The following is a 15089-nucleotide window of genomic DNA, read 5'->3' as shown; positions in this document are numbered from 1 at the left end:
ATGTGGAGATATTTATATATTGTAAAATCTTGGGCGAGTGTTCCGCTTCCTTCGCTCTATTTTCCTGCAAGGGTTATATGTGGGGGAAGTTACAATTTTATCCTACAGCAGCTATTTTGTTGGAGATAGGGAAAATATTCCAGATTACGGGAGGGCAAGATGTTCAGCCATAAACAAGCTGGATCCTAAGCTGGAAACAGGCAAGGTTTCGAGTCACGGACAGGTGAGGAAAATTTCTTGACGGTATAGATGAAGAAATAATAATAAAAGTACAGATATTCTCTGCGGTATTTGATATAATTACACTGCTGGAAAAGACCGGTGAACCGGGTGGCATTTGATATATAGAAAGGATTTCTGTTATATGGATAAATACAAGGTTATCCTTGTCGATGACGAGGAAGAGGTTATAGATGTTATAGAGAGAAAGATCCACTGGGATATGCTCGGATTTGATGTTGTGGGCAGTGCCAACAACGGTGTTAAGGCTCTTGAACTGGTGGAGAAGCTGCAGCCGGATGTGGTCATAACGGACATCAAGATGCCATACATGGACGGCCTCGAACTGTCCAGGAGACTTAACAATGATTATCAGAATATACACATCATCATATTTACAGGATTTGATGAGTTTGAGTATGCCAAGGAGGCAGTGCACCTTGAGATAGAGGAGTACATGCTCAAGCCTATAAATGCCTTAGAACTTTCAGACTGCCTGAAGAGGGTCAAGAACTCTCTGGACAAGGAGAGGGAGGAAAAGCTGAATGTGGAAAAGCTTGCAAATTATTTCAATGCATCTCTGCCTGTTCTTCAGACAAATCTGTTTGTATCCCTGATAGAGGGCAGAGTGAGCGAGTCGGATTATGAGAAATTCCTTGCAGCATACCAGATCGATATGAAGGGACCGCTTTATTGCTGCGCGGTTTTTCATACATCGGAGCATCACGTTCCAGATGGAATGAACCCACTTCTGTTGTCAATGTCGGTGGAACAGCAGATCAAGGACAGAATTGCTGATACATGGACATGCCAGGTGTTTACATACTTGGGCAACACAGTGCTAATCATCGAGATAGCCTCGGAGGATGCCATGTCAGAGCTGACGGATGCCTGTGACAGATTCTGCAGATGGGCTTACCGAGTCATGGGTGCCGTGGTGACTGCCGGTATTGGCAGAGTGTGCGACAGTCTTCTGAATATCAACAATTCGTATGAGGGTGCCAGGGAAGCTGTATCATACAGGGTTTTATACGGAACCCAGAGGGCTATAAATATTGCTGAGATCGCACCGAAGGAGCAGAAGGCCGCAGTACAGTATGAAGATGCAAATATGCATGAACTTATCAAGTCAATATATCTTGGCAAAAGAGATGCCATTGAGGGAGCAGTACATGATGAGATAGAGAAGCTGCACAGATCTGCACAGACCATGAACAGGTACAAGCTGACGCTCATGGAGATGGTAGGAACGTTCTACAGATTCTGCGCAAATAATTTTATAGATTTTGATAATTTTTCAGGTGGGATCAGCAACCCATACGAGAAGGTTCCTGAGATGGATGAAGTTACCCTCACAGCATGGCTCATAGACACATCGATGGCGATCGGCGAGGAATTGAAAAATGCCAGAAATAACACGTCCAGAAGAATGGTAACGGATGCCCAGAATATGGTAGTTGACAGGTATATGGAGCCTGATCTGTCGCTGGATACGGTGTGCTCAGAGCTTGGTGTGTCCAATTCGTATTTTTCATCAGTGTTCAAGAAGGAGACAGGCAAGTCATTTATCTCGTATCTGACGGATTACAGGATGGATCACGCAGCCAATCTCATACTTGAGACAAATGAGAAGAGCTATAAGATAGCAGAGCAGGTTGGATATCAGGATGCAAATTACTTTAGCTATGTGTTCAAGAAGAGATTTGGAATGTCGCCATCAAAGTACAGAACTGAACATGTGGGGAATAAGTAGAGCAGAGAAAGTATAAGGGGAGTAGAATTGTTTTGAAGATTAGAGAGAAAAAGGATGCTCAGGGCAAAAAGCAGAAAAATAAATATTCTCTGCGCGCGAGGCTGCGAGGCTGGTTTCATCATGGCAGATTTATAGGATTTGACATACAGTCAATAATCATGGCGGTGCTCACAGGACTGACGATAACCACAACTGTTGTTATGGGGTTTCTTATTTACAATAGATTCAAGCTTGCGATAAAGCAGACTGCAGTGTCAAATGCAGAAAGTATGATAGAGAGTACTGTGGATAAAGTGGATACAGACCTGGCAGGCATCAGACAGATATCTAATGGAGTGAATTATAACATTATCCAGGAATATGACATCTCCAGTCAGGAGTTCAGCAGACAGTTCAGCCTTTTATATGAGGTGAATGTTGACAAAGTGCAGAGTATGGCGTTGTACGACAATTCCGGGAAGCTTGTTGCTGCGGAGCCGGTTGCAGTGCAGAAGGATAAGGTTAATGTCGAGGAACAGGAATGGTACAAGAATGCATCTGAAGATATAGAGAATATGCACTTTTCTACACCTCATATACAAGATCTGTTTCAAGATGGCGCCAATAGGTATTATTGGGTCATATCCCTCAGCCGTTCTGTTGATATCAATGATGGAGATAAGCCGGTAAACGGCGTGCTTCTGATAGATATGAAGTATTCCGTGATCGAGGAGGCTCTTTCAAGGATCAATGATTCTTCAAGTGAGACTTATTATTATCTGTGCAACCGTGACGGAGATATCATATACCATCCGCGAAGAGCAGAGATAGACAGAGGCTTTTTCACAGAGGAAAGTACAGAGGCAGCGGTATACGATGACGGTACATATGAGATCAAGATGACGGGTGGCACAGAAAATGTTGTTGTCAGCAGCATAGCCTACACTGGATGGAAGATCATAGGAGTTGTCCCGGAAAGTGTTCAGACTGCCAGCATCAATCAGTACAGATATTACATCATAACTACGGTTGTGATATTGCTTATGATGCTCTTGTGGGTGAACAGGATCATAACAAAGAAAATCTCAAAGCCTATACTTAAGCTGAATGAATCAGTAAAGTCGTATGAGACAGGTGGAACCACGGATATATATATTGGAGGATCTTCCGAGATAAGACATCTGGGATATTCGGTCAAGAAATCCTATGAGCAGATAGAGATTCTGATGCAGGAGATAATCAGACAGCAGAATGAGCGGAGAAAGAGTGAGATGGATGCGCTCCAGAGTCAGATCAATCCGCATTTCCTGTATAATACACTGGAGTCCATAACGTGGATGGTGGAGGCGAACAGAAATACAGATGCAGTATTTATGATATCTGAGCTTGCAAAGCTGCTGAGGATAAGTCTGTCAAAGGGCAGAACTGTCATAAGGATAGCGGACGAGATCCAGCACAGCACGAGTTACATGAACATACAGAAGGTAAGATATAAAGAAAGATTTGCTACAGAATTTATCATAGACGAAGAGATAAATGACTATTGTACAGTTAAACTTATCGTGCAGCCGATCCTGGAAAATGCAATATACTACGGTGTGGGCAACATGGATGAGGACGATGGCGGCAAGATAACTGTCCGCGGTGAGAAGAAGGGCAATGACATCTACATTTCAGTTGAGGATAATGGCATGGGTATGTCGGAGGATGTTGTCCGGAACATCCTTGTGGACAACAATAAGGTGCCAAAGCATGGCTCCGGAGTGGGTGTTATCAATGTTCACTCCAGGATAAAGCTGATGTTTGGCAGCGAATATGGATTAAAGGTGTACAGTGAGCCGGACGAGGGAACAAAGGTTGTCATTCACATTCCAGCCATTCCTTACACGGAGGAGAACAGAGAGAGACTTGAGAGGCAGGATTTTGGAAGGGGGATGGTGACAGATGAAGAAGAGTAAGATAACCTTTCTGATCGCGGAGCTGTTTCTGGTGGTTATAGCCGGATTCTTTATACATCAGATATTCCGGGAAAATGTACCTCAGAAAAGAGTAGCGGTCATACTTTCAAATTCCGGTGATAAGAGGTGGGATGGACTTATAAATGGACTAAAACAATCAGCAAATGTCAATGATGTCCATCTTATCATATGCAACACCGATGATATCGAGTCAGCCCAGGATGAGAAGGAGCTAATAGATGAACAGCTTGAAAATGATGTAGATGCATTCATAATTTGTCCTGCACCGGGCGAAGATACATCGGATATGCTGGGACAGCTTGGCGATGTACCATTTGTACTTATAACCCAGGATGCATACAGTGAAGATGGCGCCTCGGGATTTGTCACAATAAAACCTGATAACTACAAGATAGGATATACCCTTGGAGAACAGATCAGGGCAAATGATGCGGACGGACTCCGTGGCAAAAGCATAGGCATTATAACCGGATATTCCCAGACAGAGGGAAGTGTGAGCGGAAAAGCAGGACTTATGGATGCGATAGAAGGAACCGGATGCGAGGTGAGCTGGGTGTACAGCCGATGTGGCAATCAGAACATATGTGACATTGTGGATATTCTGGGAAAGGTGGACTACATGGTTGTGATGGACACATATGCGATCGATGAGATAGGAGAGAATGCGGATAACGGTATGTACAATGGCGCCCAGATATATGGAATGGGGACCAGCGTAAAATCTGTGGCGCTGCTTGATGCGGGCAAGATAAAGTGCCTTGTTATTCCGGATGGATACGGTGTTGGCTATGCCAGTGTGACAGAGGTAGTAAAGGGTCTGAACAGCAGATTGTATACGATGAAGAGTCGGGAGGAGGGCATAAAGATAATATACAGTGACGATTTGTTCTCCGATGATGTAGAGAGGTTTTTATATTCATATGAGTAGACAGAAACGAAGAAAAATATATGTGCTTTTGCTGGCAGCTGCGATGATAGTCTCGCTTATGGGCTGCGGCAGCAGCAATAAAAAATCAAACAAAACCATGAGAGTCGGGGTGGTCACTTATACAGCAGATGATCCATTCATAAATGCCATGATTGAAAAGGTGAAATCTCAGCTTAAGACTATGGAGACCACAAACATGAATGTGATAGTATCGGTGAGAAGTGGTGATAATGATCAGCGTGAGCAGGATGAGATAGTTGATGAGATGATAGATGCAGGCTGCGATGTGCTGTGTGTAAATCTTGTAGACAGAACCGCACCGGCAAATATTATCAAGTCAGCAAGGCAGAGTGATATACCAGTGATCTTTTTCAACAGAGAGCCGGTGCGTGATGACCTGATGCAGTGGGAAAAGCTCTACTATGTTGGCTGTGACGCAAAAGAATCCGGTGATATGCAGGGGGAGATTGCGGCAAATTATATAAAGAAGCACAGCGAAGTGGATCGCAACGGTGATGGCAAGATACAGTATGTTCTTCTGGAGGGGGAGGCCGGACATCAGGATGCCATAAGCAGAACCGACTGTTCGGTGAAGACCATCATGGATAAGGGAGTGGATCTTGAGAAGCTCAGTTATCAGTTTGCAGACTGGAACAGAGGTCAGGCGGAGAACAGAATGACTCAGCTTATAAGTCAGTATGGCAGTCAGATAGAGCTTGTCATATCCAACAATGATGAGATGGCACTGGGCGCAGTTGAGGCGTACGATAACTCAAGTATAAGCCGGGACAAATGGCCTGTGATCTTTGGAATAGACGGACTTGATGATGCTCTCCAGGCGATAAAGCAGGGAAACATGCAGGGAACAGTTTACAATGACAAGGAGGCCCAGGCGGGAGAGATAGCGCGGTTGGCAGTTGATCTCTTCAAGGGAAACAGCCTTGATGGTCATAATCTTGACGAGGGCAAATATTACGTGTCGCCTTACTGGAAGGTCGATGTTGACAGCGTGGATGATTTCCTGCACAGATAAAGGTAACTGACTGATACGTGAATAAAAAATTGTGAATTTAATATTCGGGAAGGATGCATATGGAAAATAGCTGGATAGAAGAATTTTACGGAGAGACGGATGCGGATAAGAGACTTGAACTGCTGGAAAATAACAGCACGGATATGGATGGTGACAGCGCCGGTTCGTCTACTGCCTTCCGTCAGAGATTGTGGACGGCGAGATATGGCAAGAGAAAGCCGAAGAATGATGCATTTGTGGGCTGCCTTATGGAGCTCAAATACATATCGGAGGGCGGTTCTGTTGACATCGGAGGTCAGAAAAAGAAACAGGCAGTGGAGATTATAAGCAAGCTCTGCCTGTTCGACGCAGACAGGAGAAGTGCCGAGGAACAGGAGATATTGCTATATGAACTCAAGAATGCGTTTCTCAAGTTCATCGAGGTGAGCAGAGGCGGCAGAGGTTTCACATCCATAGCATTTGGTATGGGGCAGCTCTCGGATGAGGGCGTGGCGAAGAAGATCGCAGATCAGATAAGCTCCATCGCATTTGACGCGCCGCATATGCTGCACATGGACAAGGAATTTGCCATACTTCAGAGCGCAGCACTGGCGGCATTCAGGCAGGAGTATCCGAACAGGGAGCATTTCTTAAGAAAATGATAGCATACTTATCCATTGTACCTGTTTTGGCGTTATCTCATGAATGTATGGATTCGAAGATAGAATAAGTATCATCAGAATCCCTGGTGTTCATAAATATCACTTCATCCCTTGTCTTTATCATGATGATGGGATAACTGTCTGCGTATACATACAGCTCACATTTGCCGTAGGTGCTGCTCTTGAAATGGCCGATCAGGTATTCATCGGTGGCACCTCCGTTTGTGCGAACAAAATCATCGTCTGGCAGTTCATTCAGAAGCTGAACCTCCTCGATGTCATCATAATATATCTCCGATGAGTATATGGCAGCAGACACTGTGAGTTTGTTGGAGTCAAGATGAGTGTCAATATGCACGTTTATGAATGGCACAAGCACGCCTATCGTCCAGACAATGCAGGCGGTGATAAGGATATATGTAAGTCCTGTAAAAATCTTTGCGCTCCTGGTGGCATAGTTAAATGTATAATTTCCACTTTGCAATCTGTTCTGAACCAGCACATGCGGGTCGGAAGGATTGTAGTAATATCCGGTTTTCCAGTATTCGTCGTCATCCACGTAGAGAGGCTGGGTGTCGGCGGCCAAGAGTTCACGTTTTCTGCTTTGTGCCATGAGGAGAGGTGCAAACAATCCGATGGCTGCGAGAGTCTGGACAAATATATAGACATAGAGTGCGGAGCTGCACAGCGAGACATCTACAAGCGCACCCTTGAAATTTAGGATATCAGAAAGCGAAATTTGCCGGGACTTACTGGCTGATGATATGCAATGAATCAGGGTGTCAATAGTGATATATACCCATGCGACAGCATTTGTTGCCGAAAGAATCAGCATTGCTAGTCCCTTGTATATCTTCATGGTTCTGTTGACGGTCTGGTTGAGCTGGGTATCCGAGCTGTACACAGTTCGCTCGTGCCGGTTTACATATATGTGGAATATCATGGATGTAAGTGACATCAGGACGGAGCAGAGTCCCATTATTATCATTGTGGTTGATATGACCGCACTTTTCCCTATCACAAATGGCACTAGGCAAATGAGCTCTACAAGGATTATTATTCCATGATAATTGAAACTGATCTCACTTTTGCCGATCTGGGTTGACACATTTGTATCAATGTAACGTTTTCTTCTTTGATCAGGGACCACCCAATCATTTTTCATCTTTAGGGCATACATTTTCCTGTGCGCGGAGTTGTTTGCATATGTTATAAGGAAACAGAATGCGATCATCCAGACAGTGTATGCCAGTATGAATATAATGATCTCCCAGAATACGACAAAGCACAGGGCTGTTCCAAGGATGAGATTTATCCAGATAATCCGGTTCATCTTACGTCTGGCAGCAGCAACAATATTCAGGATGGTTTCGTCTTCAATGTGTTCCTTTGGAATGTGGACACCCAGGAGCATTCCCTCGGTATACGAATAATTACTTGTATATACGAACTTCATTATGAGCAGTATGAAGAAGTTCATAAACAGGAAGATGATAAATAATGCTATGCTCATATGTTGCTCCTTTCTAGTAATTTAAGTGGATATTTGGATTGGAGAAGACTTCATTTTGGAATATACTTCATCGCATAACTTGAGAAAATCTTCCCGGTTCATCCCGGTTATGCTTGCCTCGGCGGACAGAAGTTCCAACTCTGACTCCAGCTTGTCACGGAACTCGGCGTTCATATTGATATTTTCTGATACAAATGCTCCAAGCCTTCTGTCAGTTCTGATATATCCCTCATTTTTTAGTATCTGGTATGTCTTATTCACAGTCATTGTGTTCACGCCGGCATCCGCCGCAAGCTGTCTTACAGTGGGAAGCTTTTCGCCTGGCTGTATCTCGCCTTTGCCGATTCCCTTTACTATCTGATTGCGCAGCTGTACGTATATGGGTGTGTCACTGCTCATGTCAAGCTCTATGATCATGTGGTGGCCCTCCTTTTTGTATTATCTGTATTATAATATATAATACAGATTCCGCAATAAGTCAACTATGAGAAACCGCCGTATAAATAAAAATCATCCGTGAGCAAGTTGATTACCCACAGATGATCCTTATATCTTGTTAAATTTTATTTTTGTGTAGCTGATTTTTGCAGTTCAAATAAACGTTCATTTGAAATGGTATGAAAATACGAGTTCAATACTTTTGAATAGTTTATAGTTATTTAATTGTATTTCTAAAATCAGCGTGTTATATTTCGTTTATCATGTTATGTGTAATTCCGAAATTGATCTTTGCAGTACTTCACTGCGATTATCACAAAATAATTCAAATTAATATGGAGACGGTAGAGGTGTGTTGCCGCTCAGGTTTTGCTATAGTATAATTATAAAAAATATGGCTATAAATTCATGCAATTATCCTCTATTGGTTTCTTTGCTTTTCATAGAAACAAGAGGAGGAAGGTTTGTATGGGAGAAAAGGATATAACAGAAAAGATACTGGCAGATTATAATGATGTATTTGCAGATATAGTAAATGTATTGTTGTTCGGTGGAAAAACAATTGTTGACGAGGTGTTAAAGCTCATGAGCGTATTGACGCAGGACGAAAGATTTGAACAGGCGCAGGCTAACGGAAATAAAGGAGGTTTAAAAAATATGTGTGAAGTACTTGATAGGGCGGAAGCCAGAGGAGAAGAAAGAGGAATATCTATAGGCGAGGCGCGAGGAGAATTAAAGGGTGCAGTGAGGGCATATTTGGATGTGAAGGTTCCTATAGAAGAGATAGCGAAGAAACTGAACATATCAGTGGAGGAAGTCCAGAAGATAGCCGACACACTATAGGAGATGAAAAACATGCAGGTACACACACTTATATCTTCGGAAAATGGTCCGATCATCCTCTGGGTCATGTACCCACACAGGGGAGATGAACTGGAGCACACAGCGGATTCTATCAGAGAACTGGTGGGAGAAGAACAGTTTACACTTGTTGCGATACAGATAGATGACTGGAACAGGGATCTTTCACCGTGGAGATCAGATGAGGTCGATGGATCATTTGCCGGGGAGGCGGGACGGACACTGGATTATATAGAACAGCAGGTCGTACCGCAGTTGGATATTCAAAGCCGGGCGAACAGACCTCTTTATATCATGGGATATTCGCTTGCCGGGCTTTTTGCACTTTGGGCAATGTACCAGACTGATATATTTGCCGGGTGCGCCACATGTTCAGGTTCAATGTGGTATCCGGGATTTGTGGAATATGTAAACAGCCAGCCAACACTTGCGAATAAACGTATATACATCAGCCTAGGCGGCAAAGAATCGCGGACATCCGACAGGCTGATGTCAACTGTTGCGGATCGGACAAAGGAGATTTGCGACCTGCTGAAGAAGGACAACGATGTGATATATGAGATAAATCCAGGTGGGCATTTTGCCGATTCCGGGAAGCGGCTGGCGAAGGCTGTGAAGTGGATAGAGAAGGCAAAAGGATAACAAAAAGCACAGGAGAGCACATATATACAATCGTTCACTGGCAGAACGATACGAGGCATAACATATACCGGATAGATATATATTTTTATCGGAATAGATGATAATATATGGGGCAGACATATGGAGTAGATAGATTAATGGCAGACACGATCCGGTAAGTATATGCAGTGAAAAATCAGACCGTGGTAAGCCGGAAAGAAGGGCAACATGGGTAAACAGACAAAGAAAAAGAAAAGCACAGGAGCGGCAAAGGAGATATTTGCAAAAGCCCCGGGAAGGCTCGGCAAATGGAATGCGATAGCATTTGCAGTGCTTGTTGTGGGAGAGCTCATATATTATTATGCGGCAACGCCGGCGATTAACATACAGAGTACAAGTTTCTGGGTATGGCTTATCATTTCAGCAGCATTGGTTGGTTTTTGTACACTTGATTTTACAGTGGAGAGCAATGCTGACAGGAGTGTCGCAACGAAAGCAACGAAACCGGCAGCATGGATAGTAGTAATAATGATAGCGGTCGGACTCATTATGGTGGCGGCGTCATCCAAGCTGTTTTGTGCATCAAAGTATGCAAGTCTCATCAATATAGAGGATGGGGACTTCCAGACGGATATCCCGGAGAGCAGGCAGATAAATGACATTGCACTGATGGATACAAGCACAGCGAGAATCATAGGTGAGAGAGCCGTCGGTTCACTCTCGGATGTGGTCAGTCAGTACGAGGTCAGCGGCAATTACAGCACTATAGATTACAATGGCGCGCCGATGAAGGTCGCAGCACTCAACTATGCGGGATTCATCAAATATATGAACAACAGGAAGAACGGAATCCCGGGTTATGTTCTTGTGGATCCTGTAAAGAATGAGGCACACTATATACAGACCGAAAAGCCTATAGTGTATTCACCTTCAGCGTATTTCAACAAGAACCTGTACAGACATGTCCAGATGGCTTATCCGACATATATATTTGAAGGTTTCTATCTGGAGCTCAATGACGATGGCAATCCATATTACATCTGTCCGGTTCTTGAGTCGCATGCAGGACTCTTCGGTGCAAAGGATGTAAAGGGTGTGGTTACATGTGATCCGTGTACGGGCGATACAGAGTATCATGAAGTCAGTGATGTTCCACACTGGGTGGACCGTGTATATGATGGCGACCTGGTGTGCCAGAAATACGACTGGTACGGCGAGCTCTCAGGCGGCTACTGGAACAGCGTATTTGGCAATAAGGGCTGCAAGAGGACTACGGATGATTATGGTTACAAGGTTATGGACGGCGATGTGTGGGTATATACAGGTGTCACATCGGTAAATGGTGACGAGTCCAACATAGGATTTGCCCTGATGAATCTCCGGACAGGAGAGAGCAAATATTACAAAGTAGCAGGTGCAGAGGAATACTCAGCCATGGCGTCGGCAGAGGGACAGGTACAGCATCTTGGTTATAAGGCATCCTTCCCATCACTCATCAATATCAGCGGAATACCAACCTACATCATGGTCTTAAAGGACAACGGTGGCCTGGTAAAGATGTATGCGCTTGTCGATGTGGAGAAGTACAATATTGTAGCTACAGGCACTACCCAGAAGGACGCACTTGCGGCATACAACAAGCTGCTGGCAGAGAACGGACTTAAGAGTACGCAGAGCATGACGGACGATATACCAAACAGACAGATCACGGTAGCTGATATCAAATATATCAACATGGATGAGACGACATATGTGTATATCACGGATGAAAATGGCAATGTATACAAGCAGGATTTCTCAGAGAACGAGGAACTGATATTTATACAGAGCGGGGATAAAATAAAAGTATTTTATCAGGAATCAGACAACGGAATAAATGACATAATATCTGTTGAGAGATAGATTTATTCACTAAATAAAGGCTCTCCCTGTGATAAACAGGGGGAGCTTTTTGCATGATAATGTGGTATTATAGAAATATCTTATTGAGAATAAATCTATATAACTGATTAATTATGATTGACAAGGAGGTTATTATCATGGATAAAAAGGCGATCTACAGTTTATCATACGGGATTTTCATGTTGTCCACAAAGCTGGGCGACAAGGCAAATGGCTGCATCATCAACACCTGTATACAGGTGGCGAACAATCCAACGCGGGTTGCGATATCGGTTCTCAACACGAATTACACATGTGATCTGCTCAAGGAGAGTGGTGTGTTTGCCCTCAGTGTACTTGACGAGCAGTGTACATTTGACTCGATAAAGCACTTCGGTTTCCAGTCGGGAAGAGACGTGGACAAATTCGAAGGAATAAGGATGCCGGAGGATGTCAACGGAATCCCTTACATGGGCTGGTATGCCTGTGCGGTTATCAGTGGCAGGGTAGTTGAGAGCCATGATCTCGGAACGCACACGTTGTTCATCGCGGAGGTGGTTGATGCAAAGATGCTGTCAGACAAGGCTCCTCTCACATATGCTGATTATCAGGCACATGTAAAGCCAAAGGCAGACAAGCCTCCTAAGACAGATAAGAAGATAGTGGGATGGCGCTGCAAGATATGTAACTATGTATATGAAGGAAGTGAGCTCCCGGCAGATTATGTATGTCCTCTGTGTGGACACGGAGCAGACGACTTTGAACCTATATATGAGTAATGTAAGATATGCCGTTATCGGCAAGAAATGAACGGTTTCAAATCTTGAAAAAGTTGATTTTTTGCCGGTAACGGCATATACTATCTATATACAAAACACTGTGCAGATGATAAAAGCCCATTGCGTAAAAGGAGGGATTTTCATGGGTTATATTTCAGTTGCAGAGACTGCAAAAAAATGGAATGTGTCAGAACGAACCGTTAGAAATTACTGCGCTCATGATAAGATTCCTGGGGCTTTTCTGACGGGAAAGACGTGGAATATACCGGATTCTGCGCAGAAACCAATGCGTCAATCTGCGGGAGAAGAGAACCGGGATCTGCTGACTGTGCTGAGAGAAGAGAAAAAAAATGGAATTAAAGGTGGCATTTATCATAAGATACAGGTGGATCTCACTTACAATTCCAATCATATAGAGGGCAGCAGGCTCAGTCATGATCAGACACGGTATATATATGAGACAAATACTATAGGCGTGAGTGATCAGGCGATAAATGTTGACGATATAGTCGAGACGACCAATCATTTCAGGTGTATAGATCTGGTGATCGATGATGCAAAGAACTTATTAAGTGAGAAAATGATAAAGGAATTGCATTTGATTCTCAGGAATGGAACTCAGGACTCACGAAAAGAATGGTTTGCGGTGGGAGATTACAAGAAAGTTCCGAATGAGGTGGGCGGTCATGATACGGCTTTGCCGGAAGAAGTTCCAGAGAAAATGAAAAATCTCCTTGCAAGATACCGCAAGCTCAATGAAAAGACACTAGATGATATTCTGGATTTTCACCATGAATTTGAAAGTATTCATCCGTTTCAAGATGGCAATGGCAGGGTTGGCAGGCTGATATTGTTCAAGGAGTGTCTGAAATATGATATAATTCCATTTATCATAGATGAAGATCTCAAATGGTATTATTATAGAGGACTTTCAGAATGGAATAGAGAAAGAGGATATCTGCGGGATACCTGCCTTACTGCGCAGGATAAGTTTAAAAAGTACCTGGACTATTTCAGGATACAGCACAGAGATTAAAATAATGGAGGAAATTATGGACAGAGAAAGAATGATGAAGAACGTAGCAGAGATATTCAGCCGCGGTGCGGTGGAGAAGAATCTTCCGGCATGGGTAAATATGCGCCACGCCTGGAAAGCAAGTGATGCGGCGAGAGACAGAGGGCTTGAATATCCGGCAAATGTTGTACAGATAAAGAATCTGGATTACAAAAAGGAGCTTGATGAGGTCCGTTTCAATGAGCTGATTGAAACATGGGACAAAGGTGTAGAGAGGAACATTATATTTTTTGCCGATTCCGGGGATGCCGCAGACGTGGATTCTGCAAGCTATACATCCAACAGCTACATGGATATCTGCGTTCCAATATCGTATATGACAGATGAAAACAGAAAATATCCGGTGATAGTGAGCGTGCATGGCGGAGGCTGGTTCTATGGTGACAAGGAACTGTACAGCCACTATTGCTGCCTTCTTGCGGAGCACGGGTACGTGGTGGTGAACTTTAACTATAGATTGTCACCGCAGAACAAATATCCTGCGGCCATAGAGGATGTGGCGTATCTCATTCGGTATATCCATGAGAATGCGCAGACATTTGGAATAGACATGGACAATCTCTACATGGTCGGTGATTCGGCGGGGGCACAGCTCACGGCAAATTATTGCATCATAGCATCAAACAGCGATTACAGGGCAAAGCTTGATTTCTTCACATATGATCTACTGCCTAAGAAGGTATGCCTTAACTGTGGTGCATACAAGATGGCAGAAAGAAATGACAATATATCCGCATGGTATCTGAGAAATGATGTGGATGATGACCAGAATAGTGACGGAAAAACAAGTTCACACGACAAAGCTGAAAAATGTGAAAGTAAGAAAATAAGCCAGGCATATGCTGTGGCTGAGGAACAATACAAGCTGTTTATGGATCAGCTTGATTATGTAAATGCTGATTTCCCGGAGGCGTACCTCATGTACAGTGTAAATGATGATCTGGCATCACATACAAAAGCGTTGGATGAGGTGCTGAACAAAGTTGGAGTTGCACATATCACAAAAGCGTATGGACAGAACAATCCTGACAGCGGCCATATATTCCATATGAATATGTACAATCCAGAGGGAATACTCTGTAACGAGGATGAGTGTGCATTTATGAAATAAAAAAACTGTTTGACAACACGACATCAGAATGCTATCCTAAAAATCAGATAAAGGCAAAGACAGGAAGGAGTACTTAAGTCACTGTCACTTCAGAGAGTAGGCGTTTGGTGCGAGCCTATAGGACACCTTAAGGAAGCAGTCCCCGAGCTGTGACCGCGAAAGTTTTCCGGGTAGTGGTCAACGGAAGGTTCCACGTTATAGGAACAACGATAGTGATGGCTGTCGGCTGAGAGCAGGAATAAGTTCCTGAATTTAGGTGGTAACACGGACAAGAAAGT

The 15089-nt window shown here is 43.7% G+C and carries 14 protein-coding genes and 1 other annotated feature (1 of these 15 running past the window's edge); of the genes, 12 read left to right on the top strand and 2 right to left on the bottom strand.

Annotated features, from left to right (window positions below; all coding sequences use genetic code 11):
* The first annotated feature begins 79 nt into the window (after nucleotides 1–79).
* The 6 genes from ARA78_RS13900 to ARA78_RS08395 all read left to right on the top strand — a co-directional run bounded on the left by ARA78_RS13900 (nucleotide 80) and on the right by ARA78_RS08395 (nucleotide 6532).
* Nucleotides 80–241, top strand: coding sequence for a hypothetical protein (locus ARA78_RS13900; protein ID WP_156329435.1), 162 nt, complete (start codon nucleotides 80–82; stop codon nucleotides 239–241).
* A 123-nt stretch (nucleotides 242–364) separates the two neighbouring features.
* Nucleotides 365–1972 (top strand): response regulator, encoded by a 1608-nt coding sequence (locus tag ARA78_RS08415; protein ID WP_055280359.1) that lies wholly within the window; start codon nucleotides 365–367, stop codon nucleotides 1970–1972.
* Nucleotides 1973–2004: 32 nt separating this feature from the next.
* Nucleotides 2005–3909, top strand: a complete 1905-nt coding sequence (locus tag ARA78_RS08410; protein WP_082423617.1) for a cache domain-containing sensor histidine kinase — start codon at nucleotides 2005–2007, stop codon at nucleotides 3907–3909.
* Nucleotides 3896–4858 carry a substrate-binding domain-containing protein gene (locus ARA78_RS08405; RefSeq protein WP_015534391.1) on the top strand — a complete coding sequence of 321 codons (963 nt, stop codon included), beginning with the start codon at nucleotides 3896–3898 and terminating at the stop codon, nucleotides 4856–4858. Before ARA78_RS08410 ends, ARA78_RS08405 begins: the two co-directional genes overlap by 14 nt.
* Entirely contained in the window at nucleotides 4851–5891 is a 1041-nt protein-coding gene (locus ARA78_RS08400) for a galactose ABC transporter substrate-binding protein (RefSeq protein WP_055280358.1), read from the top strand. The genes ARA78_RS08405 and ARA78_RS08400 overlap by 8 nt, the downstream gene beginning before the upstream one ends.
* 59 nt (nucleotides 5892–5950) lie before the next feature.
* Nucleotides 5951–6532, top strand: coding sequence for a DUF6553 family protein (locus ARA78_RS08395; protein ID WP_055222391.1), 582 nt, complete (start codon nucleotides 5951–5953; stop codon nucleotides 6530–6532).
* 37 nt (nucleotides 6533–6569) lie between these two features.
* Here ARA78_RS08395 and ARA78_RS08390 read toward each other — a convergent pair whose 3' ends face one another.
* Complete coding sequence (locus ARA78_RS08390; protein ID WP_055280357.1) at nucleotides 6570–8045, bottom strand: PH domain-containing protein; 1476 nt, start codon at nucleotides 8043–8045, stop codon at nucleotides 6570–6572.
* 21 nt (nucleotides 8046–8066) lie between these two features.
* A complete protein-coding gene (locus tag ARA78_RS08385) occupies nucleotides 8067–8462 on the bottom strand; it encodes a GntR family transcriptional regulator (RefSeq protein ID WP_055222393.1) in 396 nt (131 codons plus the stop codon).
* A 489-nt stretch (nucleotides 8463–8951) separates the two neighbouring features.
* On the opposite strand from ARA78_RS08385, the gene ARA78_RS08380 reads away from it, so the two are divergent.
* From ARA78_RS08380 to ARA78_RS08355, 6 genes are all read left to right on the top strand, one after another.
* Nucleotides 8952–9326: a hypothetical protein gene (locus ARA78_RS08380; protein WP_022217422.1), complete on the top strand. Its 375-nt coding sequence runs from the start codon at nucleotides 8952–8954 to the stop codon at nucleotides 9324–9326.
* A gap of 12 nt (nucleotides 9327–9338) precedes the next feature.
* Nucleotides 9339–9986, top strand: a complete 648-nt coding sequence (locus tag ARA78_RS08375) for an alpha/beta hydrolase (RefSeq protein WP_055280356.1) — start codon at nucleotides 9339–9341, stop codon at nucleotides 9984–9986.
* 207 nt (nucleotides 9987–10193) lie between these two features.
* Nucleotides 10194–11867: a hypothetical protein gene (locus tag ARA78_RS08370; RefSeq protein ID WP_055280355.1), complete on the top strand. Its 1674-nt coding sequence runs from the start codon at nucleotides 10194–10196 to the stop codon at nucleotides 11865–11867.
* A gap of 137 nt (nucleotides 11868–12004) precedes the next feature.
* Complete coding sequence (locus ARA78_RS08365) at nucleotides 12005–12625, top strand: flavin reductase (protein ID WP_055271999.1); 621 nt, start codon at nucleotides 12005–12007, stop codon at nucleotides 12623–12625.
* A gap of 142 nt (nucleotides 12626–12767) precedes the next feature.
* Complete coding sequence (locus tag ARA78_RS08360) at nucleotides 12768–13661, top strand: Fic family protein (RefSeq protein ID WP_055280354.1); 894 nt, start codon at nucleotides 12768–12770, stop codon at nucleotides 13659–13661.
* A 16-nt stretch (nucleotides 13662–13677) separates the two neighbouring features.
* A complete protein-coding gene (locus ARA78_RS08355) occupies nucleotides 13678–14811 on the top strand; it encodes an alpha/beta hydrolase (protein WP_055280353.1) in 1134 nt (377 codons plus the stop codon).
* 47 nt (nucleotides 14812–14858) lie between these two features.
* Nucleotides 14859–15089, top strand: a binding site (T-box leader); it runs 11 nt beyond the window's last position.

The sequence above is a fragment of the Coprococcus eutactus genome (genome assembly GCF_001404675.1).
Taxonomy (GTDB): Bacteria; Bacillota; Clostridia; order Lachnospirales; family Lachnospiraceae; genus Coprococcus; species Coprococcus aceti.
This window is presented reverse-complemented; position numbering and strand designations above follow the sequence as displayed.